This is a genomic window from Enterobacter sp. BNK-8, assembly GCF_048685095.1.
GTDB classification, from domain to species: domain Bacteria; phylum Pseudomonadota; class Gammaproteobacteria; order Enterobacterales; family Enterobacteriaceae; genus Enterobacter; species Enterobacter quasiroggenkampii.
On record NZ_JBLQTN010000001.1, the window covers coordinates 932,528 to 956,088 of the forward strand.

At 54.3% G+C, this 23,561-nt stretch carries 22 protein-coding genes and 5 tRNA genes; 26 read left to right on the forward strand and 1 reads right to left on the reverse strand.

All coding sequences use genetic code 11. The features are described 5' to 3' along the window. Positions 1–597: 597 nt before the first annotated feature. The 26 genes from sdhC (at position 598) to pnuC (ending at position 22,601) form a co-directional block, all read left to right on the forward strand. Positions 598–1,002, forward strand: a complete 405-nt coding sequence (gene sdhC / locus ACMGGU_RS04460) for a succinate dehydrogenase cytochrome b556 subunit (RefSeq protein ID WP_020684965.1) — start codon at positions 598–600, stop codon at positions 1,000–1,002. Further along, positions 996–1,343 carry a succinate dehydrogenase membrane anchor subunit gene (gene sdhD, locus ACMGGU_RS04465; protein ID WP_008501088.1) on the forward strand — a complete coding sequence of 116 codons (348 nt, stop codon included), beginning with the start codon at positions 996–998 and terminating at the stop codon, positions 1,341–1,343. Before sdhC ends, sdhD begins: the two co-directional genes overlap by 7 nt. Then, positions 1,343–3,109 (forward strand): succinate dehydrogenase flavoprotein subunit, encoded by a 1,767-nt coding sequence (sdhA, locus tag ACMGGU_RS04470; protein ID WP_420300275.1) that lies wholly within the window; start codon positions 1,343–1,345, stop codon positions 3,107–3,109. Before sdhD ends, sdhA begins: the two co-directional genes overlap by 1 nt. 15 nt (positions 3,110–3,124) lie before the next feature. Continuing rightward, positions 3,125–3,841 (forward strand): succinate dehydrogenase iron-sulfur subunit SdhB, encoded by a 717-nt coding sequence (sdhB, locus tag ACMGGU_RS04475; RefSeq protein ID WP_008501090.1) that lies wholly within the window; start codon positions 3,125–3,127, stop codon positions 3,839–3,841. A gap of 234 nt (positions 3,842–4,075) precedes the next feature. Continuing rightward, positions 4,076–6,883, forward strand: a complete 2,808-nt coding sequence (sucA, locus tag ACMGGU_RS04480; RefSeq protein WP_008501092.1) for a 2-oxoglutarate dehydrogenase E1 component — start codon at positions 4,076–4,078, stop codon at positions 6,881–6,883. 14 nt (positions 6,884–6,897) lie between these two features. Further along, positions 6,898–8,118 carry a 2-oxoglutarate dehydrogenase complex dihydrolipoyllysine-residue succinyltransferase gene (gene odhB, locus ACMGGU_RS04485; RefSeq protein ID WP_008501093.1) on the forward strand — a complete coding sequence of 407 codons (1,221 nt, stop codon included), beginning with the start codon at positions 6,898–6,900 and terminating at the stop codon, positions 8,116–8,118. 95 nt (positions 8,119–8,213) lie between these two features. Then, positions 8,214–9,380, forward strand: coding sequence for an ADP-forming succinate--CoA ligase subunit beta (gene sucC / locus ACMGGU_RS04490; RefSeq protein WP_420300276.1), 1,167 nt, complete (start codon positions 8,214–8,216; stop codon positions 9,378–9,380). Then, a complete protein-coding gene (gene sucD / locus ACMGGU_RS04495) occupies positions 9,380–10,249 on the forward strand; it encodes a succinate--CoA ligase subunit alpha (RefSeq protein WP_008501094.1) in 870 nt (289 codons plus the stop codon). The genes sucC and sucD overlap by 1 nt, the downstream gene beginning before the upstream one ends. A 730-nt stretch (positions 10,250–10,979) precedes the next feature. After that, positions 10,980–12,548: a cytochrome ubiquinol oxidase subunit I gene (gene cydA / locus ACMGGU_RS04500; RefSeq protein WP_008501098.1), complete on the forward strand. Its 1,569-nt coding sequence runs from the start codon at positions 10,980–10,982 to the stop codon at positions 12,546–12,548. A 15-nt stretch (positions 12,549–12,563) separates the two neighbouring features. Next, positions 12,564–13,703, forward strand: coding sequence for a cytochrome d ubiquinol oxidase subunit II (cydB, locus tag ACMGGU_RS04505; RefSeq protein WP_048226125.1), 1,140 nt, complete (start codon positions 12,564–12,566; stop codon positions 13,701–13,703). Positions 13,704–13,717: 14 nt separating this feature from the next. Further along, on the forward strand, positions 13,718–13,831 hold the full coding sequence (gene cydX / locus ACMGGU_RS04510) for a cytochrome bd-I oxidase subunit CydX (RefSeq protein WP_003858598.1): 114 nt from the start codon (positions 13,718–13,720) through the stop codon (positions 13,829–13,831). Beyond that, a complete protein-coding gene (ybgE, locus tag ACMGGU_RS04515; RefSeq protein WP_008501100.1) occupies positions 13,831–14,121 on the forward strand; it encodes a cyd operon protein YbgE in 291 nt (96 codons plus the stop codon). Before cydX ends, ybgE begins: the two co-directional genes overlap by 1 nt. Positions 14,122–14,269: 148 nt before the next feature. Beyond that, the gene (gene ybgC, locus ACMGGU_RS04520; protein WP_003858593.1) at positions 14,270–14,674 is read left to right on the forward strand and encodes a tol-pal system-associated acyl-CoA thioesterase; all 405 of its coding nucleotides are present in this window, start codon (positions 14,270–14,272) and stop codon (positions 14,672–14,674) included. Then, positions 14,671–15,363 carry a Tol-Pal system protein TolQ gene (gene tolQ / locus ACMGGU_RS04525; protein ID WP_008501101.1) on the forward strand — a complete coding sequence of 231 codons (693 nt, stop codon included), beginning with the start codon at positions 14,671–14,673 and terminating at the stop codon, positions 15,361–15,363. Before ybgC ends, tolQ begins: the two co-directional genes overlap by 4 nt. Before the next feature lie 3 nt (positions 15,364–15,366). Further along, positions 15,367–15,795, forward strand: coding sequence for a colicin uptake protein TolR (tolR, locus tag ACMGGU_RS04530; protein WP_003858589.1), 429 nt, complete (start codon positions 15,367–15,369; stop codon positions 15,793–15,795). 28 nt (positions 15,796–15,823) lie between these two features. Then, positions 15,824–17,092 carry a cell envelope integrity protein TolA gene (gene tolA, locus ACMGGU_RS04535; RefSeq protein ID WP_008501102.1) on the forward strand — a complete coding sequence of 423 codons (1,269 nt, stop codon included), beginning with the start codon at positions 15,824–15,826 and terminating at the stop codon, positions 17,090–17,092. Positions 17,093–17,226: 134 nt separating this feature from the next. Beyond that, positions 17,227–18,519 carry a Tol-Pal system beta propeller repeat protein TolB gene (tolB, locus tag ACMGGU_RS04540; RefSeq protein ID WP_008501103.1) on the forward strand — a complete coding sequence of 431 codons (1,293 nt, stop codon included), beginning with the start codon at positions 17,227–17,229 and terminating at the stop codon, positions 18,517–18,519. A gap of 35 nt (positions 18,520–18,554) precedes the next feature. Further along, the gene (gene pal / locus ACMGGU_RS04545; RefSeq protein ID WP_003858578.1) at positions 18,555–19,076 is read left to right on the forward strand and encodes a peptidoglycan-associated lipoprotein Pal; all 522 of its coding nucleotides are present in this window, start codon (positions 18,555–18,557) and stop codon (positions 19,074–19,076) included. A 9-nt stretch (positions 19,077–19,085) separates the two neighbouring features. After that, positions 19,086–19,883: a cell division protein CpoB gene (cpoB, locus tag ACMGGU_RS04550; RefSeq protein WP_126534613.1), complete on the forward strand. Its 798-nt coding sequence runs from the start codon at positions 19,086–19,088 to the stop codon at positions 19,881–19,883. 161 nt (positions 19,884–20,044) lie between these two features. After that, positions 20,045–20,120 (forward strand) — tRNA-Lys (locus tag ACMGGU_RS04555). Between the two features lie 127 nt (positions 20,121–20,247). After that, positions 20,248–20,323, forward strand: a tRNA-Val gene (locus ACMGGU_RS04560). A 3-nt stretch (positions 20,324–20,326) separates the two neighbouring features. Next, positions 20,327–20,402: transfer RNA gene (locus ACMGGU_RS04565), tRNA-Lys, on the forward strand. 46 nt (positions 20,403–20,448) lie between these two features. After that, a tRNA-Lys gene (locus ACMGGU_RS04570) sits at positions 20,449–20,524 on the forward strand. 24 nt (positions 20,525–20,548) lie between these two features. Next, positions 20,549–20,624 (forward strand) — tRNA-Lys (locus tag ACMGGU_RS04575). 191 nt (positions 20,625–20,815) lie between these two features. Beyond that, positions 20,816–21,859, forward strand: coding sequence for a quinolinate synthase NadA (gene nadA / locus ACMGGU_RS04580; RefSeq protein ID WP_008501105.1), 1,044 nt, complete (start codon positions 20,816–20,818; stop codon positions 21,857–21,859). A 22-nt stretch (positions 21,860–21,881) separates the two neighbouring features. Then, complete coding sequence (pnuC, locus tag ACMGGU_RS04585) at positions 21,882–22,601, forward strand: nicotinamide riboside transporter PnuC (RefSeq protein WP_420300277.1); 720 nt, start codon at positions 21,882–21,884, stop codon at positions 22,599–22,601. Here pnuC and zitB read toward each other — a convergent pair. Further along, complete coding sequence (zitB, locus tag ACMGGU_RS04590) at positions 22,598–23,536, reverse strand: CDF family zinc transporter ZitB (protein ID WP_420300278.1); 939 nt, start codon at positions 23,534–23,536, stop codon at positions 22,598–22,600. The two genes, pnuC and zitB, sit on opposite strands and share 4 nt — an antisense overlap. Positions 23,537–23,561: the final 25 nt, after the last annotated feature.

Below are 23,561 nucleotides of genomic sequence, written 5' to 3' on the forward strand. Positions count from 1 at the left end.
CGGATTTGCTTTCAGCTGTTAATCACCGTTACCAGATTGTTATTTGGCTTACCGCTCAGCTCACGAGGACAAACCAGGGTACAGAGCTATGGCGCCTTGCAGGTAAACGAATGAAATATCAGTGAAACAACAGCAAATCAGCGTTTTTGCAGTCCGAATTATTCAAACCTGTATATCACTAATAACTGTCCTGATAACTTCGGTCAATACCATCACACTGTTACATAACTATTTGTCAGGTGAAAGAGAGACCTCATAACTTTTGCGCATTATATGCCTTTTCTGATGACGTTTGTAACAATATTGTTTAACATTTGTCAAATCAGATGATTAAAAATTAAAAAGATGTTGTTATCGTGACCCTGATCACTGTTCCAGAGAAAACCCGACAAACTGTATGTAGGTTAATTGTAATGATTTTGTGAACGGCCTATACTGCCGCCAGGTCTCCGGAACACCCTGCAATCCCGAGCCACCCAGCGTTGTAATGTGTCGTTTAAGCATCTGGAAGCACTGTTTTGCATGACGCGCAGTTATAGAAAAGGAACGCTGTCTGACCCGCATCGCAGTCCGGAGGAAGGAAACAATAAGAACAGCATGTGGGCGTTATTCATGATAAGAAATGTGAAAAAACAAAGACCTGTCAATCTGGATCTCAAAACGATCCGGTTCCCCGTAACAGCAATAGCGTCCATTCTGCACCGTGTTTCTGGTGTGATTACGTTTGTGGCGGTCGGTATTCTGCTGTGGTTACTGGGCACCAGCCTCTCTTCCCCTGAAGGATTCCTCCAGGCCTCAGCCATCATGAACAGCTTCTTCGTGAAATTCATCATGTGGGGCATTCTGACCGCACTGGCGTACCACGTTGTGGTGGGTGTTCGCCATATGCTGATGGACTTTGGCTACCTGGAAGAGACCTTCGAAGCCGGGAAACGCTCCGCTAACATTTCATTTGTGATTACAGTCGTGCTTTCACTTCTCGCAGGAGTTCTCGTATGGTAAGCAACGCCTCCGCATTAGGACGCAACGGCGTACATGACTTCATTCTGGTCCGTGCTACCGCCATCGTTCTCACCCTCTACATCATCTATATGATCGGTTTCTTCGCGACCAGCGGCACGCTGACGTGGGAAATCTGGAGTGGGTTCTTCGGATCCGCCTTCACCAAAGTGTTCACCCTGCTGGCCCTGTTCTCCATCCTTATTCATGCCTGGATTGGCATGTGGCAGGTGTTGACCGATTACGTTAAACCGCTGGCGATTCGCCTCCCACTGCAGCTGGCCATTGTCGTTGCACTGGTGGTTTACGTTATTTATGGATTTGTTGTGGTGTGGGGTGTGTAATGAAACTGCCAGTCAGAGAATTTGATGCTGTTGTGATTGGTGCTGGTGGCGCAGGTATGCGTGCCGCACTGCAAATTTCCCAGAGCGGCCAGAGCTGTGCGCTGCTCTCTAAAGTTTTCCCGACCCGTTCCCACACTGTGTCCGCGCAGGGCGGTATCACCGTTGCGCTGGGTAACTCCCATGAAGATAACTGGGAATGGCACATGTATGACACGGTAAAAGGTTCCGATTACATCGGCGACCAGGATGCCATCGAATATATGTGTAAAACCGGCCCGGAAGCGATTCTGGAGCTGGACCATATGGGTCTGCCGTTCTCCCGTCTGGAAAATGGCACCATCTATCAGCGTCCGTTTGGCGGCCAGTCGAAAAACTTCGGCGGCGAGCAGGCGGCACGCACCGCGGCGGCGGCTGACCGTACCGGTCACGCGCTGCTGCACACCCTGTATCAGCAGAACCTGAAAAACCACACCACCATCTTCTCCGAGTGGTATGCGCTGGATCTGGTGAAAAACGCCGATGGCGCCATTGTTGGTTGTACCGCGCTGTGTATCGAATCCGGTGAAGTGGTTTACTTCAAAGCCCGTGCTACCGTGCTGGCGACCGGCGGTGCAGGCCGTATTTACCAGTCCACCACCAACGCCCACATCAACACCGGTGACGGTGTCGGTATGGCTATCCGCGCGGGCGTGCCGGTGCAGGATATGGAGATGTGGCAATTCCACCCAACCGGTATCGCCGGTGCGGGCGTTCTGGTGACGGAAGGCTGCCGTGGTGAAGGTGGCTACCTGCTGAACAAACACGGCGAGCGCTTCATGGAGCGTTATGCTCCGAATGCGAAAGATCTAGCGGGTCGTGACGTGGTGGCGCGTTCCATCATGATCGAAATCCGTGAAGGCCGCGGCTGCGACGGCCCATGGGGGCCACACGCGAAGTTGAAACTCGACCATCTGGGTAAAGAAGTGCTGGAATCCCGTCTGCCGGGCATCCTGGAACTGTCCCGCACCTTCGCGCACGTCGATCCGGTGAAAGAGCCGATTCCGGTTATCCCAACCTGCCACTACATGATGGGCGGTATTCCGACCAAAGTGACCGGTCAGGCGCTGACCGTGAACGAGCAGGGCGAAGACGTGGTCATTCCTGGCCTGTTCGCGGTGGGCGAAATTGCCTGCGTATCCGTACACGGGGCAAACCGTCTGGGCGGCAACTCGCTGCTGGACCTGGTGGTGTTTGGTCGTGCGGTGGGTCTGCATCTGCAGGAATCCATTGCCGAGCAGGGCGCACTGCGTGACGCAACCGACGACGAAATTGATGCCTCTCTTGAGCGCCTCAACCGCTGGAACGGCAACCGTAACGGCGAAGATCCGGTGGAAATCCGCAAAGCGCTGCAGGAATGCATGCAGCACAACTTCTCGGTATTCCGTGAAGGCGACGCGATGGCCAAAGGTCTTGAGCAGCTGAAAGCGATCCGCGAGCGTCTGAAAAATGCCCGTCTGGACGATACCTCCAGCGAGTTCAACACCCAGCGCGTTGAGTGCCTGGAGCTGGATAACCTGATGGAAACCGCGTTCGCGACCGCGATGTCGGCAAACTTCCGTACCGAAAGCCGTGGCGCGCATAGCCGCTTCGACTTCCCGGAGCGTGATGACGAAAACTGGCTGTGCCATTCCCTGTATCTGCCAGAGTCGGAAACCATGACGCGTCGTAGCGTCAACATGGAACCGAAACTGCGTCCGGCGTTCCCGCCGAAGATTCGTACTTACTAATGCGGAGACAGGATAATGAAACTCGAATTCTCAGTTTATCGTTATAACCCGGATGTAGACGACGCTCCGCGCATGCAGGATTACACGCTGGAAGCGGAAGAAGGTCGTGACATGATGCTGCTGGATGCCTTAATCCAGCTGAAAGAAAAAGATCCAACCCTGTCGTTTCGCCGCTCCTGCCGTGAAGGGGTGTGTGGCTCTGACGGTGTGAATATGAACGGCAAAAATGGCCTGGCCTGCATCACGCCAATTTCAGCGTTGCAGCGTCCTGGTCAGAAAATTGTTATCCGTCCTCTGCCAGGCCTGCCGGTCGTGCGTGATTTGGTGGTAGACATGGGGCAATTCTATGCACAATATGAGAAGATTAAGCCTTACTTATTGAATAATGGGCAAAATCCACCTGCTCGTGAGCACTTACAGTCTCCTGAGCAGCGTGAAAAACTCGATGGTCTGTACGAGTGTATTCTCTGCGCATGCTGTTCTACGTCCTGCCCGTCGTTCTGGTGGAACCCGGACAAGTTTATCGGCCCGGCCGGTCTGCTGGCTGCCTATCGCTTCCTGATCGATAGCCGCGACACCGAAACCGACAGCCGTCTGGAAGGACTGAGTGACGCTTTCAGCGTATTCCGCTGCCATAGCATCATGAACTGCGTCAGTGTGTGTCCGAAGGGGCTGAACCCGACGCGCGCCATCGGCCATATTAAGTCGATGCTGCTGCAGCGCAGTGCGTAAGTAAATTTGCCGGATGGCGCTGCGCTTATCCGGCCTACGAAACTGTAGGCCCGGTAAGCGTAGCGCCACCGGGCAAAATGCAGAAACCTTTAAAAACTGCCCTGAAGTCTAGACAGTTTCTAAAGGTTCCTTCGCGGGCCACAAAGAGCTCGCAGGTGAACCCCGGCACGTACACGTGGTGTGCGTGGTAGTTTCTACGGCGAAAGTAAGCATAAAAATGCTTAAGGGATCACGATGCAGAACGGCGCAATGAAAGCCTGGCTGGACTCTTCTTACCTCTCTGGTGCCAACCAGAGCTGGATAGAACAGCTCTATGAAGACTTCTTAACCGATCCTGACTCAGTGGACGCAAACTGGCGTTCCATGTTCCAGCAGTTGCCTGGTACAGGGGTCAAACCGGATCAATTCCATTCCAAAACACGTGATTATTTCCGTCGTCTGGCGAAGGATGCCTCACGTTACTCTTCTGCGATTTCCGACCCTGACACCAATGCGAAGCAGGTTAAAGTCCTGCAGCTTATCAACGCTTATCGCTTCCGTGGTCACCAGCATGCGAATCTCGATCCGCTGGGACTGTGGAAACAAGACCGTGTGGCCGATCTCGATCCGGCGTATCACGATCTGACCGAGGCCGATTTCCAGGAAAGCTTTAACGTAGGTTCCTTTGCCATCGGCAAAGACACGATGAAGCTGGGCGATCTGATTGACGCGCTCAAGCAAACCTACTGCGGCTCCATCGGCGCGGAATACATGCACATTACCTCTACCGAAGAGAAGCGCTGGATCCAGCAGCGCATCGAATCCGTAGCGGGCCACGCGACCTTCTCGGCTGACGAGAAAAAACGCTTCCTCAGCGAACTGACCGCAGCGGAAGGCCTTGAGCGCTATCTGGGCGCGAAGTTCCCGGGCGCAAAACGCTTCTCGCTGGAAGGTGGTGACGCCCTGGTGCCGATGCTGAAAGAGCTGATTCGTCACGCAGGCAAGAGCGGCACCCGTGAAGTGGTGCTGGGCATGGCACACCGTGGTCGTCTGAACGTACTGGTCAACGTGCTGGGTAAAAAACCGCAGGACCTGTTCGACGAATTCGCGGGCAAACATAAAGAACACCTCGGCACCGGCGACGTGAAGTACCACATGGGCTTCTCGTCTGATATCGAAACCGAAGGCGGTCTGGTTCACCTGGCGCTGGCGTTTAACCCGTCACACCTGGAAATCGTCAGCCCGGTGGTTATCGGTTCCGTGCGCGCGCGTCTGGATCGTCTGGACGAGCCGAGCAGTAACAAAGTTCTGCCAATCACCATCCACGGTGATGCGGCGGTGACAGGGCAGGGCGTGGTGCAGGAAACCCTGAACATGTCGAAAGCGCGTGGTTATGAAGTGGGCGGTACCGTTCGCATCGTAATCAACAACCAGGTGGGCTTCACCACCTCTAACCCGCTGGACGCGCGTTCTACCCCGTACTGCACCGACATCGGTAAGATGGTGCAGGCGCCGATCTTCCACGTTAACGCGGATGACCCGGAAGCCGTGGCTTTCGTTACCCGTCTGGCGCTGGACTTCCGTAACACCTTCAAACGCGATGTGTTCATTGACCTCTTCTGCTACCGCCGTCACGGCCACAACGAAGCGGATGAGCCAAGTGCAACCCAGCCGTTGATGTACCAGAAAATCAAAAAACACCCGACCCCGCGCAAAATCTATGCTGACAAGCTGGAGAGCGACAAAGTGGCGACGCTGGAAGATGCGACCGAAATGGTCAACCTCTACCGCGACGCGCTGGATGCGGGTGAGTGCGTAGTGAAAGAGCTGCGCCCGATGAACATGCACTCCTTTACCTGGTCGCCGTACCTCAACCACGAGTGGGATGAGAGCTACCCGAACAAGGTGGAGATGAAGCGCCTGCAGGAGCTGGCTAAACGCATCAGCACCGTGCCGGACGCTATCGAAATGCAATCTCGCGTAGCGAAAATTTATGCTGACCGTCAGGCCATGGCGGCAGGCGAGAAGCTGTTCGACTGGGGCGGCGCGGAAACGCTGGCTTACGCGACGCTGGTTGACGAAGGTATTCCTGTTCGTCTGTCCGGTGAAGATGCGGGCCGTGGCACCTTCTTCCACCGTCACGCGGTCGTTCACAACCAGTCTAACGGTTCAACCTACACCCCGCTGCAGCACGTGCACAACGGTCAGGGCCAGTTCAAGGTCTGGGACTCCGTGCTGTCTGAAGAAGCGGTACTGGCTTTCGAATACGGTTACGCCACGGCAGAACCGCGCACCCTGACCATCTGGGAAGCACAGTTCGGCGACTTCGCCAACGGTGCGCAGGTGGTTATCGACCAGTTCATCTCCTCCGGCGAGCAGAAATGGGGCCGTATGTGTGGTCTGGTGATGCTGCTGCCACACGGCTATGAAGGCCAGGGTCCGGAGCACTCCTCCGCGCGTCTGGAACGTTATCTGCAGCTCTGCGCTGAGCAGAACATGCAGGTTTGCGTGCCGTCCACCCCGGCGCAGGTTTACCACATGCTGCGTCGTCAGGCGCTGCGCGGTATGCGTCGTCCGCTGGTGGTCATGTCACCGAAATCCCTGCTGCGTCACCCGCTGGCGGTGTCCAGCCTGGAAGAGCTGGCTAACGGTACCTTCCTGCCAGCCATCGGTGAAATTGACGAGCTGGATCCACAGGCCGTGAAGCGTGTGGTGATGTGTTCTGGTAAGGTTTATTACGACCTGCTGGAACAGCGCCGTAAGAACGATCAGAAAGATGTCGCCATCGTGCGTATCGAACAGCTTTATCCGTTCCCGCACCAGGCGGTGCAGGAAGCGCTGAAACCGTACGCTCACGTTCATGATTTTGTCTGGTGCCAGGAAGAGCCGCTCAACCAGGGCGCATGGTACTGCAGCCAGCATCATTTCCGTGAAGTGATTCCATTTGGGTCAGCCCTGCGCTATGCAGGTCGCCCGGCCTCCGCCTCTCCGGCGGTAGGGTATATGTCCGTTCACCAGAAGCAGCAACAAGATCTGGTCAATGACGCGCTGAACGTCGATTAATTAAAGGATACATAATGAGTAGCGTAGATATTCTTGTTCCCGACCTGCCTGAATCTGTAGCAGATGCGACCGTCGCTACCTGGCACAAAAAACCAGGCGATGCCGTTAAGCGCGATGAAGTGCTGGTAGAAATCGAAACTGACAAAGTGGTACTGGAAGTACCGGCTTCGGCGGATGGCGTTCTGGACGCGGTGCTGGAAGATGAAGGTACCACCGTCACCTCTCGTCAGATCCTGGGTCGCCTGCGTGAAGGCAACAGCGCGGGCAAAGAGTCCAGCGCGAAGTCTGAAGAGAAAGCCTCTACGCCGGCTCAGCGCCAGCAGGCGTCTCTGGAAGAGCAGTCTAACGACGCCCTCAGCCCGGCGATCCGTCGCCTGCTGGCGGAACACAGCCTTGACCCGGCAGCCATTAAAGGCACCGGTGTGGGCGGTCGTCTGACCCGCGAAGACATCGATAAGCATCTGGCGAAAGCGCCAGCTCAGGCAGAAGCGAAAGCCCCTGCGGCAGCACCGGCTGCACAGCCTGCGCTGGGCGCACGCAGCGAAAAACGCGTGCCAATGACCCGCCTGCGTAAGCGCGTGGCCGAGCGTCTGCTGGAAGCGAAAAACTCTACCGCGATGCTGACCACCTTCAACGAAGTAAACATGAAGCCAATCATGGACCTGCGTAAGCAGTACGGTGATGCGTTTGAAAAACGTCACGGTATCCGTCTGGGCTTTATGTCCTTCTACGTGAAGGCGGTGGTTGAAGCGCTGAAACGCTACCCGGAAGTGAACGCGTCCATCGATGGCGATGACGTGGTTTACCACAACTACTTCGACGTCAGCATGGCGGTTTCGACCCCACGTGGCCTGGTAACGCCGGTTCTGCGTGATGTGGATACCCTGGGTATGGCTGACATTGAGAAAAACATTAAAGAGCTGGCTGTGAAAGGCCGCGACGGCAAGCTGACCGTAGACGATCTGACCGGCGGTAACTTCACCATTACCAACGGCGGCGTATTCGGCTCGCTGATGTCTACCCCGATCATTAACCCGCCGCAGAGCGCGATCCTGGGTATGCATGCCATTAAAGATCGCCCGATGGCGGTAGACGGTAAAGTTGAGATCCTGCCGATGATGTACCTGGCGCTCTCTTACGACCACCGCCTGATCGACGGCCGCGAGTCCGTGGGCTTCCTGGTTGCCATTAAAGAGCTGCTGGAAGATCCAACGCGTCTGCTGCTGGACGTCTAGTCACGATTTAGCATCACCTGCCCCGTGGACCGGCACACGCTGCGCCGGTCTACAGGTTTGAAGATAACGATTACCCTGAAGGATGGATAGAACACATGAACTTACATGAATATCAGGCCAAACAGCTGTTTGCCCGGTATGGCTTACCGGCTCCGGTGGGTTATGCCTGTACTACCCCGCGTGAAGCAGAAGAAGCCGCATCTAAAATCGGTTCCGGCCCGTGGGTAGTTAAGTGTCAGGTTCACGCTGGTGGCCGTGGTAAAGCGGGCGGTGTGAAGGTTGTTAAGAGCAAAGAAGAGATTCGTGCGTTTGCTGAACATTGGCTCGGCAAGCGTCTGGTAACGTACCAGACAGATGCGAACGGCCAGCCGGTTAACCAGATCCTGGTTGAAGCGGCGACCGATATCGCGAAAGAACTTTATCTGGGCGCGGTGGTTGACCGTAGCTCCCGTCGCGTGGTGTTCATGGCGTCTACCGAAGGCGGCGTGGAAATCGAAAAAGTGGCGGAAGAAACCCCACACCTGATCCACAAAGTGGCTATCGATCCGCTGGCAGGCCCAATGCCTTACCAGGGTCGCGAGCTGGCGTTCAAGCTGGGTCTGGAAGGTAAACTGGTTCAGCAGTTCACCAAGATCTTCATGGGTCTGGCGACCATCTTCCTGGAGCGCGATCTGGCGCTGATCGAGATCAACCCGCTGGTGATCACGGCCCAGGGCGATCTGATCTGCCTCGACGGCAAGCTGGGCGCTGACGGCAACGCGCTGTTCCGCCAGCCGGATCTGCGCGAAATGCGCGACCAGTCTCAGGAAGACCCGCGTGAAGCGCAGGCGGCACAGTGGGAACTGAACTATGTGGCGCTGGACGGTAACATCGGTTGCATGGTTAACGGTGCGGGCCTGGCAATGGGCACCATGGACATCGTTAAGCTGCACGGCGGTGAGCCAGCAAACTTCCTCGACGTGGGCGGTGGCGCTACCAAAGAGCGCGTAACCGAAGCGTTCAAAATCATTCTCTCCGACGACAACGTGAAGGCCGTTCTGGTTAACATCTTCGGCGGTATTGTCCGTTGCGACCTGATCGCCGACGGTATCATCGGCGCGGTAGAAGAAGTAGGTGTTAACGTTCCGGTGGTTGTGCGTCTGGAAGGTAACAACGCTGAACTCGGCGCGAAAAAACTGGCTGACAGCGGCCTGAATATTATTGCAGCGAAAAGTCTGACGGATGCAGCTCAGCAGGTTGTTGCCGCAGTGGAGGGGAAATAATGTCAGTTTTAATTAATAAAGATACCAAGGTTATCTGCCAGGGCTTCACCGGTAGCCAGGGGACTTTCCACTCCGAACAGGCGATTGCCTACGGCACGCAGATGGTTGGCGGCGTAACGCCAGGTAAAGGTGGCACTACCCACCTGGGCCTGCCGGTGTTCAACACCGTGCGTGAAGCCGTAGAAGCGACGGGCGCAACCGCGACCGTGATCTACGTTCCGGCGCCGTTCTGCAAAGATTCTATTCTGGAAGCGATCGACGCAGGCATCAAACTCATCATCACCATCACTGAAGGCATCCCGACGCTGGATATGCTGACCGTGAAGGTGAAGCTGGATGAAGCTGGCGTGCGTATGATCGGCCCGAACTGCCCAGGCGTTATCACCCCGGGCGAATGCAAAATCGGCATCATGCCGGGCCACATTCACAAGCCGGGTAAAGTGGGCATCGTGTCCCGTTCCGGTACCCTGACCTATGAAGCGGTTAAGCAGACCACCGACTACGGCTTCGGCCAGTCCACCTGCGTGGGCATCGGCGGTGACCCAATCCCGGGTTCTAACTTCATCGACATCCTGAAGCTGTTCCAGGAAGATCCACAGACCGAAGCGATCGTGATGATCGGTGAGATCGGTGGTAGCGCGGAAGAAGAAGCGGCTGCTTACATCAAAGAACACGTGACCAAGCCAGTAGTGGGTTACATCGCGGGTGTGACTGCGCCGAAAGGCAAGCGTATGGGTCACGCAGGCGCGATCATCGCCGGTGGTAAAGGTACGGCTGATGAGAAATTCGCAGCGCTGGAAGCCGCAGGCGTGAAAACCGTTCGCAGCCTGGCGGATATCGGCGAAGCACTGAAATCCATCATTAAGTAAGTCCTCTCTGCTCCCCGGAAGGGGGGCGTTGCAGTATAAAAATGTCCGTTTCGACATGGTTGGCCGCTTTAAAGCGGCCTTTTTTATTGCCTGCCGGGTGTCATGCAATAGTCACAAAGTGGTGTTAATTACAGAGGATGCAAAAGTAAAATAATTGTTATTTATTTGCCTTTAAGAGGGCAGATGGAAAAAAATGAAAAACGCACTAAAATTTATGTCCTGAATAAATCAGTCATTAAGCGCTACTGAGTTAATAAAAATCACTTCTGTTTATATTCATCATTCGATTCGATAACCTTAATTGTATTTCATATACATATCTTTAACATGGTTTTTACCATGTTCACCACATCAAAACACAATTAACATAACGGATTGTTTTTGATTTAAATCAATGTTTAATCCTTGGAAAAAGGTGCTGAAAAGCGCTAAATTGTCCCCGATCAAAATAGCCGAGAAGTGGTAATTTTGCTATAAATTGATCACCGTCGAAAAACGTAAATGTGACTCTATAAAAACCTGTTTATTGTAAGGGTTTTGCAGCGTATTATATTTGCGGGATCAATTTGAGTTTTTTATTAACGTATTTGTAACCTCACGTCATCGTTTTTATCCTCCTTCAGGGTAATAACGACGACAAGGATGCGAATAATTTGTATTGGGGCATGCGTGTGGATCGCTTTGACGGGGTTCACTCTCGGAGTCTTCATGCGATGAGCAAGGAGTCATAATGTTAGATATAGTCGAACTGTCGCGCTTACAGTTTGCCTTGACCGCGATGTACCACTTCCTGTTTGTGCCACTGACGCTCGGTATGGCGTTCCTGCTGGCCATCATGGAAACGGTATACGTTCTCTCCGGCAAACAGATTTATAAAGATATGACCAAGTTCTGGGGCAAGTTGTTTGGTATCAACTTCGCACTGGGCGTGGCAACCGGTCTGACCATGGAGTTCCAGTTCGGGACTAACTGGTCTTACTATTCCCACTATGTCGGGGATATCTTCGGTGCGCCGCTGGCCATTGAAGGTCTGATGGCATTCTTCCTCGAATCCACCTTTGTAGGTCTGTTCTTCTTCGGTTGGGACCGTCTGGGTAAAGTCCAGCATATGGCGGTGACCTGGCTGGTGGCATTAGGTTCGAACCTGTCCGCGCTGTGGATCCTGGTCGCGAACGGTTGGATGCAGAACCCTATCGCGTCTGATTTCAACTTCGAAACCATGCGTATGGAGATGGTCAGCTTTGCCGAGCTGGTCCTGAACCCGGTTGCTCAGGTTAAATTCGTTCACACCGTCGCTTCTGGCTATGTGTGCGGCGCGATGTTTGTACTGGGCATCAGTTCTTACTATATGCTGCGCGGTCGTGACTTCGCGTTTGCTAAGCGCTCCTTTGCTATCGCTGCAAGCTTCGGTATGGCTGCTATCCTCTCCGTTATCGTTCTGGGTGATGAATCCGGTTACGAAATGGGTGACGTGCAGAAAACCAAACTGGCCGCCATCGAAGCCGAATGGGAAACCCAGCCGGCGCCTGCTGCCTTTACGCTGTTCGGTATTCCGGATCAGGACGCGCAGGAAAACCGCTTCGCCATTCAAATCCCTTACGCGCTGGGTATCATCGCCACCCGTTCTGTTGATAAGCAGGTGACAGGTCTGAAAGAGCTGATGGTGCAGCACGAAGAGCGTATCCGTAACGGTATGAAAGCCTACTCGCTGCTGGAACAGCTGCGTGCCGGTTCTACCGACCAGGCCGTTCGCGACCAGTTTAACGACGTGAAGAAAGATCTGGGTTACGGTCTGCTGCTGAAGCGTTATACCCCGAACGTGTCTGATGCGACGGAAGCGCAGATCCAGATGGCAACCAAAGACTCGATTCCACGCGTTGCGCCACTGTACTTCGCATTCCGTATCATGGTGGGCTGCGGCATCATCATGCTGCTGATCATTGCGGCGTCCTTCTGGTCCGTGATTCGCAACCGTATCGGCGAGAAAAAATGGCTGCTGCGCACTGCGCTGTACGGTATTCCACTGCCGTGGATCGCAATTGAATCCGGCTGGTTTGTGGCGGAGTATGGCCGTCAGCCATGGGCGATCGGTGAGGTGCTGCCAACGGCGGTAGCGAACTCGTCCCTGACCGCAGGCGACCTGATCTTCTCCATGCTGCTGATTTGTGGTCTGTACACCCTGTTCCTGGTGGCTGAACTGTTCCTGATGTTCAAGTTCGCGCGCCTTGGCCCAAGCAGCCTGAAAACCGGTCGCTATCACTACGAGCAGTCCACTGCGACTACTCAGCCGGCACGCTAAGACAGGAGTCATCAAATGATCGATTATGAAGTATTGCGTTTTATCTGGTGGCTGCTGGTTGGCGTTCTGCTGATCGGTTTCGCCGTCACGGATGGTTTCGACATGGGGGTGGGGATGCTCACCCGTTTCCTCGGTCGTAATGACACCGAGCGTCGAATCATGATCAACTCCATCGCCCCGCACTGGGACGGTAACCAGGTGTGGCTGATCACCGCAGGCGGCGCGCTGTTCGCTGCCTGGCCGATGGTCTACGCGGCTGCGTTCTCCGGTTTCTATGTGGCGATGATTCTGGTGCTGGCCTCTTTATTCTTCCGTCCGGTCGGTTTCGACTACCGTTCCAAGATTGAAGATACCCGCTGGCGCAATATGTGGGACTGGGGCATCTTCATCGGTAGCTTCGTTCCACCGCTGGTGATCGGCGTGGCGTTCGGTAACCTGCTGCAGGGCGTGCCGTTCCACCTGGACGAATACATGCGTCTTTATTACACCGGAAACTTCTTCCAGCTGCTGAATCCGTTTGGTCTGCTGGCCGGTGTCGTGAGCGTGGCGATGATCATCACTCAGGGTGCAACCTATCTGCAGATGCGTACCGTGGGTGAGCTGCATCTGCGTTCCCGCGCGACGGCTCAGGTTGCTGCGCTGGTTACGCTGGTCTGCTTCGCGCTGGCCGGTGTGTGGGTGGTGTACGGCATTGATGGTTACGTGGTGACGTCTGCGATCAACCACACCGCACCGTCTAACCCGCTGACCAAAGAAGTGGCGCGTCAGGCGGGGGCATGGCTGGTGAACTTCAACAATACCCCTGTGCTGTGGGCGATCCCGGCGCTGGGCGTGCTGCTGCCGCTGCTGACCGTGCTGACGTCTCGTCTGGAAAAAGGCGCGCTGGCGTTCGTGTTCTCTTCACTGACCCTGGCATGCATTATCCTGACGGCGGGTATTGCGATGTTCCCATTCGTCATGCCATCCAGCACCATGCTGAATGCTAGCCTGACCATGTGGGATGCAACGTCCAGCCATATGACGCTGAACCTGATGACGTATGTTGCATGCGTGTTCGTTCCGATCGTTCTGGCCTACACCATCTGGTGTTACTGGAAAATGTTCGGTCGTATCACGAAAGAACATATTGAAAGCAATACCCACTCTATGTACTAAGTAAGGAGCTGAATATGTGGTATTTCGCATGGATTTTAGGGACGCTTCTTGCCTGTGCATTTGGTGTCATCACTGCCCTGGCGCTTGAGCATGTAGAAGCGACCAAAGCGGGTGAAGAAAAACACTGATGAATATTATCGCGAAACTTTACGCGGTAATGGACAAGCGCCCGTTACGGGCGCTTTCTTTAGTGATGGCATTACTGCTGGCAGGTTGTATCTTCTGGGACCCTTCGCGCTTTGCAGCGAAAACCAGCGAGCTTGAAATCTGGCACGGCTTCCTCATTATGTGGGCGGTGTGCGCAGGTGTGATCCACGGCGTGGGCTTTCGTCCGAAAGCCGTTCACTGGCAGGGAATTTTCTGCCCGCTGATTGCCGATCTGGTGCTACTCGCCGGTTTGATTTTCTTCTTCTTCTGAATAAGAAATGTCCGTTAACGTTATGGGCTTACCCGAGCCCATAAAAATTTACTCTCCGTTTACTTTCCCCCATTCCAAAGCATCTTTCCCGCGCGTATAGTAGCGAAGTTTAAAAGCTCTAACTTTTGTTGCATTACTGGGATGTAAAGTGAATACAACGCTGTTTCGATGGCCGGTTCGTGTCTATTACGAAGATACCGATGCCGGTGGTGTGGTTTACCACGCCAGCTACGTTGCTTTTTATGAACGGGCACGCACAGAGATGCTGCGCCATCATCACTTTAGTCAACAGGTGCTGTTGGCTGAGCGAGTTGCCTTCGTGGTACGCAAGATGACGCTTGAGTATTTTGCGCCTGCCAGACTCGACGATATGCTCGAAGTCCAAACTGAAATTACATCAATGCGCGGGACCTCACTGGTTTTCACGCAGCGGATAGTCAACGCAGAGAACACCGTACTGAACTCAGCTGAAGTACTGATTGTTTGTGTTGATCCAACCATAATGAAGCCTCGTGCGCTTCCTAAGTCTATTGTCGCGGAGTTTAAGCAGTGACTGACATGAATATCCTTGATTTGTTCCTGAAGGCAAGCCTTCTGGTTAAACTTATCATGTTGATTTTGATTGGTTTTTCAATCGCATCCTGGGCCATCATCATCCAGAGAACGCGTATCCTCAATGCCGCCGGCCGTGAAGCTGAAGCGTTTGAAGATAAGTTCTGGTCGGGCATTGAGCTTTCTCGTCTGTACCAGGAGAGCCAGGGACGCCGTGAAAACCTGACCGGCTCCGAGCAAATTTTCTATAGCGGTTTCAAAGAGTTCGCCCGTCTGCATCGTGCAAACAATCATGCGCCGGAAGCGGTGGTGGAAGGTGCCTCGCGCGCGATGCGCATTTCCATGAACCGTGAGCTGGAAAACCTTGAAACGCATATTCCTTTCCTCGGTACTGTCGGTTCCATCAGCCCGTATATTGGTCTGTTTGGTACCGTGTGGGGGATCATGCACGCCTTTATCGCGCTGGGCGCGGTGAAGCAGGCGACGTTGCAGATGGTTGCACCGGGTATCGCTGAAGCACTGATTGCGACCGCTATCGGTCTGTTTGCGGCAATTCCGGCAGTTATGGCCTATAACCGTCTGAACCAGCGCGTGAACAAACTGGAACTGAACTACGACAACTTTATGGAAGAGTTCACTGCGATTCTGCACCGTCAGGCGTTTACCAGCACCGAGAGCAACAAGGGGTAAACCATGGCCAGATCGCGTGGACGAGGTCGTCGCGAGCTCAAGTCCGAAATCAATATCGTTCCACTGCTGGACGTCCTGCTGGTACTGCTGCTGATCTTCATGGCAACAGCGCCAATCATTACCCAGAGCGTGGAAGTGGATCTGCCGGATGCGACAGAATCACAGGCGGTGAGCACCAATGACGATCCTCCGGTTATCATTGAAGTTTCCGGCGTAGGGCAATACAGCGTCGTGGTAGAGAAGGATCGTATGGATCAGCTGCCACCTGAGCAGGTTATTGCCGAAGCGCAGCGTCGCCTGGAGTCAAATCCGAAAACGGTCTTCTTAATCGGTGGCGCGAAAGACGTACCCTACGATGAAATTATTAAAGCGCTGAACTTGCTACATAGTGCGGGTGTTAAGTCAGTTGGCTTAATGACCCAACCTATTTGATCATCCGCGTAGTTTTTGGGAACCGATAGTGTCAAAGGCAACCGAACAGAACGACAAGCTTAAGCGAGCGATAATCGTCTCCGCAGTGCTGCACGTGATTCTTTTTGCAGCGCTGATCTGGAGTTCGTTCGACGAGCATATTGATGCATCAGCCGGCGGCGGTGGAGGGTCTTCCATTGACGCCGTGATGGTGGATCCCGGTGCGGTAGTACAGAACTATAATCGCCAACAACAGCAGAAGGCGAGTGCAAAACGGGCTGAAGAGCAGCGTGAAAAACAGGCGCAACAGCAAGCGGAAGAACTGCGTGAAAAGCAGGCCGCAGAGCAGGAGCGTCTGAAGCAGCTTGAGAAAGAACGTTTGCAGGCGCAGGAAGCCGCGAAAGCGCAGGCAGAACAGCAGAAACAAGCCGAAGAGGCCGCGAAAAAAGCACAGGAACAGCAAAAGCAGGCGGAAGAGGCGGCAGCAAAAGCCGCAGCGGACGCGAAAGCACAGGCTGATGCCCAGGCGAAATTAGCGGCAGAAGCGGCGAAGAAAGCGGCTGCTGATGCCCAGAAGAAAGCGGAAGCCGAAGCCGCGAAGAAAGCCGCCGCTGATGCTCAGAAGAAAGCGGAAGCCGAAGCCGCGAAGAAAGCCGCAGCTGATGCTCAGAAGAAAGCAGAAGCGGAAGCCGCGAAGAAGGCCGCTCAGGAAGCAGAGAAGAAAGCTGCTGCCGAGGCCGCGAAGAAAGCGGCTGCTGCCGAGAAAGCCGCAGCAGAAAAAGCCGCGGCAGAAAAAGCGGCAGCCGCCGAAAAAGCCGCTGCTGACAAAAAAGCTGCAGCTGAGAAGGCCGCTGCCGATAAGAAAGCAGCTGCTGAAAAAGCGGCTGCTAAAAAGGCTGCCGCCGCTGAAAAAGCCGCTGCTGCCGCAGGGGTTGACGATCTGCTGGGCGATTTAAGCTCCGGTAAGAATGCGCCGAAAACGGGCGGTGGGGCGAAAGGAAACAACGCAGCGCCGACCGGAAGTGGTAACACTAAGAGTAACGGTGCGACAGGGGCTGAAATCAACGGTTATGCCGCGCAGATTAAATCCGCTATTGAAAGCCGATTCTATGATGCGTCTTCCTATACCGGTAAAACGTGTACGTTACGTATAAAACTGGCTCCGGATGGCATGCTGCTGGATATTAAGTCTGAAGGTGGCGACCCGGCTTTATGTACTGCGGCCCTGGCTGCAGCGCGTCAGGCGAAGATGCCTAAACCGCCTTCGCAGGCAGTCTACGAAGTCTTCAAAAATGCGCCGCTGGACTTCAAACCTTAAGTTACATTTTCCCCGTGCAAACGGGGAAAAATAGACCAGGTTTAGTCACAGGGTTCGGGTAGTTTTGTCTATTTGAGTTTGTTAACATTCTGCTAAATTATCGTGGGTAAGGTTACCCGGATAAGGGAGATATGATGAAGCAGGCATTACGTGTAGCATTTAGTTTTTTAATGCTGTGGGCAGCAGTACTGCACGCAGAAGTACGTATCGAGATCACCCAGGGGGTGGACTCGGCACGCCCAATCGGTGTTGTTCCGTTCCAGTGGGCCGGTCCTGGCGCTGCACCTGAAGATGCTGGTGGCATCGTGGCGGCTGACCTGCGTAACAGCGGTAAATTCAACCCGTTAGATCGTTCTCGTCTGCCTCAGCAGCCGGGTAGCGCGCAGGAAGTACAGCCTGCAGCATGGTCTGCACTGGGTATTGATGCCGTGGTTGTGGGTCAGGTTACCCCTAATCCAGACGGTTCATACAACGTGGCCTGGCAGCTGGTGGATACCGGTGGTGCACCAGGTACCGTTCTGGCCCAGAACTCTTACAAGGTCACCAAGCAGTACCTGCGCTACGCGGCACACGCTGCCAGCGATGCGGTATTTGAAAAACTGACCGGCATTAAAGGTGCGTTCCGTACCCGTATCGCGTACGTGGTGCAGACCAACGGTGGTCAATTCCCGTATGAGCTGCGCGTATCTGATTACGATGGCTACAACCAGTTCCTGGTGAAACGCTCTTCGCAGCCACTGATGTCTCCAGCCTGGTCTCCGGACGGTTCTAAGCTGGCGTATGTCACCTTCGAAAGCGGCCGTTCTGCGCTGGTTATCCAGACGCTGGCAAACGGTGCGGTTCGTCAGGTGGCGTCTTTCCCACGTCACAACGGTGCGCCTTCGTTCTCTCCAGATGGCTCTAAACTGGCGTTTGCGTTGTCTAAAACCGGTAGCCTGAACCTGTACGTGATGGACATTGGCTCTGGCCAGATCCGTCAGGTGACCGACGGTCGCAGCAACAACACCGAACCTTCATGGTTCCCGGACAGTCAAAACCTGGCGTTTACCTCTGACCAGGCCGGCCGTCCACAAATCTATAAAGTCAACATCAACGGCGGTGCTCCGCAGCGTATTACCTGGGAAGGTTCACAGAACCAGAACTCAGACGTGAGCAGCGACGGTAAATTTATGGTAATGGTCAGCTCTAACGGTGGGCAGCAGCACATTGCCAAACAAGATCTGGTAGCGGGTGGCGTTCAAGTTCTGTCGTCAACGTTCCTGGATGAAACGCCAAGTCTGGCACCTAACGGCACGATGGTAATCTACAGCTCTTCTCAGGGGATGGGATCTGTGCTGAATCTGGTTTCTACAGATGGGCGTTTCAAAGCGCGTATTCCGGCTACTGATGGACAGGTAAAATCACCTGCCTGGTCGCCGTATCTGTAAATAATAATTAATTGATTACTAAAGGAATCATAGAAATGCAACTGAACAAAGTGCTGAAGGGGCTGATGATCGCTCTGCCTGTAATGGCAATCGCAGCGTGTTCTTCTAACAAGAACGCCAGCAATGACCAGAGCGGCGAAGGCATGATGGGTGCCGGCACCGGTATGGACGCGAACGGCAATGGCAACATGTCTTCTGAAGAGCAGGCGCGTCTTCAGATGCAGCAGCTGCAGCAGAACAACATCGTTTACTTCGATCTGGATAAATACGACATCCGTTCTGACTTCGCTGCGATGCTGGATGCGCACGCTAACTTCCTGCGTAGCAACCCATCTTACAAAGTCACCGTAGAAGGTCACGCGGACGAACGTGGTACTCCAGAGTACAACATCTCCCTGGGTGAACGTCGTGCTAACGCTGTTAAAATGTACCTGCAGGGTAAAGGCGTTTCTGCTGACCAGATCTCCATCGTTTCTTACGGTAAAGAAAAACCTGCAGTACTGGGTCACGACGAAGCGGCTTACTCCAAAAACCGTCGTGCCGTACTGGTTTACTAAGAGAATTGCATGAGCAGTAACTTCAGACATCATCTGTTGAGTCTGTCGTTACTGGTTGGAATAGCGGCCCCCTGGGCCGCTTTTGCTCAGGCACCAATCAGTAGTGTCGGCTCAGGCTCGGTAGAAGACCGGGTCACTCAACTCGAGCGTATTTCTAACGCTCACAGCCAGCTTTTAACCCAACTCCAGCAACAACTTTCCGATAACCAGAATGATATTGACTCTCTCCGCGGTCAGATTCAGGAAAGCCAGTATCAGCTTAACCAGGTTGTGGAACGTCAGAAGCAAATCTTGTTGCAGATCGATAGCCTGAGCAGTGGTGGTAGTGCAGCAGCACAGCCAGCCGCAGGCGATCAGAGTGGTGCGGCGACGTCTACGCCAGCGCCATCTGCTGATACGTCAGCCTCAACAGGCGCGCCTGTACAGAGCGGTGACGCGAATACGGACTACAATGCGGCCATTGCCCTGGTACAGGATCAATCTCGTCAGGATGACGCGATTGCTGCGTTTCAGAGCTTTGTTAAGAAATACCCTGATTCCACTTATCAGCCAAATGCCAATTACTGGCTCGGTCAGTTGAATTACAACAAGGGTAAAAAGGACGATGCGGCGTTTTATTTTGCCTCAGTGGTGAAAAATTACCCAAAATCGCCGAAGGCGCCCGATGCGATGTATAAGGTTGGCGTGATCATGCAGGACAAAGGCGACACCGCGAAAGCCAAAGCGGTTTATCAGCAGGTGGTCGCAAAATTCCCGGGTACCGAAGGTGCTAAGCAGGCGCAAAAACGTCTGAATTCGATGGGATGATTATCGCATGACCAGAAATCGCGTTATTTCTGGTCGTGCAGCATGATTACTAAGCAGTTAAGTGATCTTCATCGAAATTTTTGTTGCGCAGAATTCTTAAATCAGTAATATATGCCGCCGTTGCCACGGGATATCAAACAACGTGAAAGCAGCATAAAAGTGGGTCGTTAGCTCAGTTGGTAGAGCAGTTGACTTTTAATCAATTGGTCGCAGGTTCGAATCCTGCACGACCCACCACTAAGTCAGGTGGAAGTAGTAGTAAAACGTGAAGGATAACGTTGCGTCAGCAACGGCCCGTAGGGCGAGGCGAAGCCGAGTCATCCTGCACGACCCACCACTTAACGCAGTTCCGGCAGTACAGAGTGGGTGATTAGCTCAGTTGGTAGAGCATCTCCTTTACACGGAGGGGGTCGGCGGTTCGAGCCCGTCATCACCCACCACTCGGGTCGTTAGCTCAGTTGGTAGAGCAGTTGACTTTTAATCAATTGGTCGCAGGTTCGAATCCTGCACGACCCACCACTTTAAAGTGGTACCGAGTAAAAATCTTCGAAGTCAGCACCCGAATGGGTCGTTAGCTCAGTTGGTAGAGCAGTTGACTTTTAATCAATTGGTCGCAGGTTCGAATCCTGCACGACCCACCACTTCGAAGAAAAAAATCCCGCAAGGGGTCGTTAGCTCAGTTGGTAGAGCAGTTGACTTTTAATCAATTGGTCGCAGGTTCGAATCCTGCACGACCCACCAGTGTAGAAAGGCGCCCTAAAGGCGCCTTTTTGCTATCTGCGGTACAACAAATGCTCCGCCCATCTATTCCCGGTGACTTTTCACGCCAGATTCGCTATCTTGTTTAGTATACAAAACACAATTGCCACGCGTTTTGCTATGTCAGGCAAATGAACGGCAATATTGTTAAGCCCGTAAAACGAGAAGCCATAATGAGTGTGATGTTTGATCCTGAAGCCGCAATCTATCCGTTTCCGCCAAAGCCTGTCCCGCTGAGCCAGGACGAAAAGCAATTCTACCGCGAGAAGATCAAACGTCTTCTTAAAGAGCGCGATGCGGTAATGGTGGCCCATTACTACACCGACCCGGAAATTCAGCAGCTGGCGGAAGAGACCGGCGGCTGCATTTCTGACTCACTGGAGATGGCGCGCTTCGGTGCACGACATCCCGCTTCCACGCTGCTGGTTGCCGGCGTGCGTTTTATGGGCGAGACGGCAAAGATTCTGAGCCCGGAAAAAACCATTCTGATGCCCACGCTTAACGCGGAGTGTTCCCTGGATCTCGGCTGTCCGATTGACGAATTCACGGCCTTCTGTGACGCTCACCCTGACCGGACCGTGGTGGTCTACGCTAACACCTCAGCGGCGGTAAAAGCGCGGGCTGACTGGGTGGTCACGTCGAGCATCGCCGTCGAGCTGATTGAACATCTGGACAGCCTGGGGGAAAAAATTATCTGGGCGCCTGACCGTCATCTCGGCAATTATGTTCAGAAGCAGACGGGGGCTGACGTTCTTTGCTGGCAGGGTGCCTGCATTGTGCATGATGAATTTAAAACTCAGGCGCTGGCGCGCATGAAGGCGCTTTATCCTGACGCCGCCATTCTTGTTCACCCCGAGTCACCGCAGTCAATTGTCGACATGGCGGATGCCGTAGGCTCAACCAGCCAGCTTATTAACGCGGCCAGAACGTTGCCTCACAAGCAGCTTATCGTGGCGACCGATCGCGGTATCTTCTATAAGATGCAGCAGGCCGTGCCGGAGAAAGAGCTTCTTGAAGCGCCAACGGCGGGCGAGGGCGCAACGTGCCGCAGCTGCGCGCATTGTCCCTGGATGGCGATGAACGGCTTGAAAGCAATTGCCGAAGGGTTAGAAACCGGTGGTGCGGCGCATGAAATCCATGTGGATGCCGCCCTGCGTGAAGGCGCGTTAATTCCGCTTAACCGCATGCTGGATTTTGCGGCTACACTACGTACTTAATTCAACTCGCCCCGGGGAAAAGATGGATTTTTTTAGCACACATAACATTCTGGTTCATATACCGATTGGTGCAGGTGGCTATGACCTGTCATGGATTGAGGCCGTAGGTACGCTGGCGGGCTTATTGTGTATCTGGCTGGCAAGCCTGGAGAAGATCAGCAACTACGCGTTCGGGCTGATTAACGTCACGCTGTTTGCGATTATCTTCTTCCAGATCCAGCTGTACGCCAGCCTGCTTTTGCAGCTGTTCTTCTTTGCCGCCAATATTTACGGCTGGTATGCCTGGTCGCGTCAGAACAGCCAGCAGGAGGCCGAGTTGCAGATCCGCTGGCTGCCCCTGCCGAAAGCCATCGCCTGGTTCGTCGTCTGCGTGGTGGCCATTGGCTTAATGACCGTTTACATCAACCCGGTGTTTGCCTTCCTGACCCGCGTTGCCGTTTCAGTCATGTCCGGCATCGGCCTGAACGTGACGATGCCAGAACTCCAGCCGGATGCTTTCCCGTTCTGGGATTCCTGCATGATGGTGCTGTCGATTGCGGCAATGATTCTGATGACCCGTAAATACGTTGAGAACTGGCTGCTGTGGGTCATCATCAACGTGATCAGCGTGGCGATCTTCGCCCTGCAGGGCGTCTATGCCATGTCGCTGGAATATCTGCTGCTGACCTTCATCGCACTGAACGGCAGCCGAATGTGGATTAACAGCGCGCGTGAGCGAGGCTCTCGCGCGCTTTCCAGCTAGTGGTCATGATGATGTGAATGACCGGACTGCGCCTCGTTAAGATGGCAGTCCGGTCCGCTACAGGGCTGATACTCCATCTGAACGGTAGCGTGGCTAATGTCGTAGTGGTGCTCCAGGAAGTGCTGAATGCGATCGAGCAGCGCATCGTGGTCGTGAGGTGGGATCACCTGGACGTGCAGCGTCATGACCGGTTTCTCTCCCACCAGCCAGACGTGCACGTGATGGACATTACGGACTTCCGGGACAGTACGGCGCAGGTTACGCTTCAGCTCGTCGATGTCCATGGATGCTGGCGCCCCTTCAAGCAGTTCGTTCACGCTCTCCTTCAGCAGCCGCCAGGCGCTGCGCAAGACCAGACACGACACCAGCACGGACAGAATCGGATCGACAGGCGTCCAGCCGGTATAGAGGATCACCAGCGCGGCGACAATCGCCCCGACTGAACCGAGCAAATCCCCCAGCACATGCAGTGCCGCCGCGCGCACGTTGAGGTTCTTTTCCCCGCTCCCGCGGTGCAGGATCCAGAAGGCCAGAATATTCGCCAGCAACCCTGCCACGGCAATGACCATCATTGTCGCCCCGGCGATCGGCTGTGGATGCCGAAAGCGCTGTATGGCTTCCCAGACGATAAGCACAGTAATGACCACCAGCGCAATGGCGTTAACAAACGCGGCCAGGGTGGTCAGCCTCAGCCAGCCGAAGGTGTGGCGCGCATTCGGTGGGCGGCGCGCAAACTGCACGGCCAGCAGGGCGAAGAGCAGGGCGGCGGCATCGGTCAGCATATGTCCGGCATCGGCCAAAAGCGCCAGAGAGCCGGAAACCAGGCCGCCAATGACCTCGATAATCATAAACGTTGCCGTGACGCCAAAGGCCAGCATCAGTCGTTTAGCGTTGTCGTTGCCGGAGGCATGCGAGTGGGAATGGGAGTGCGCCATGTCTGCTTTCCTGAAGTGTTATTGT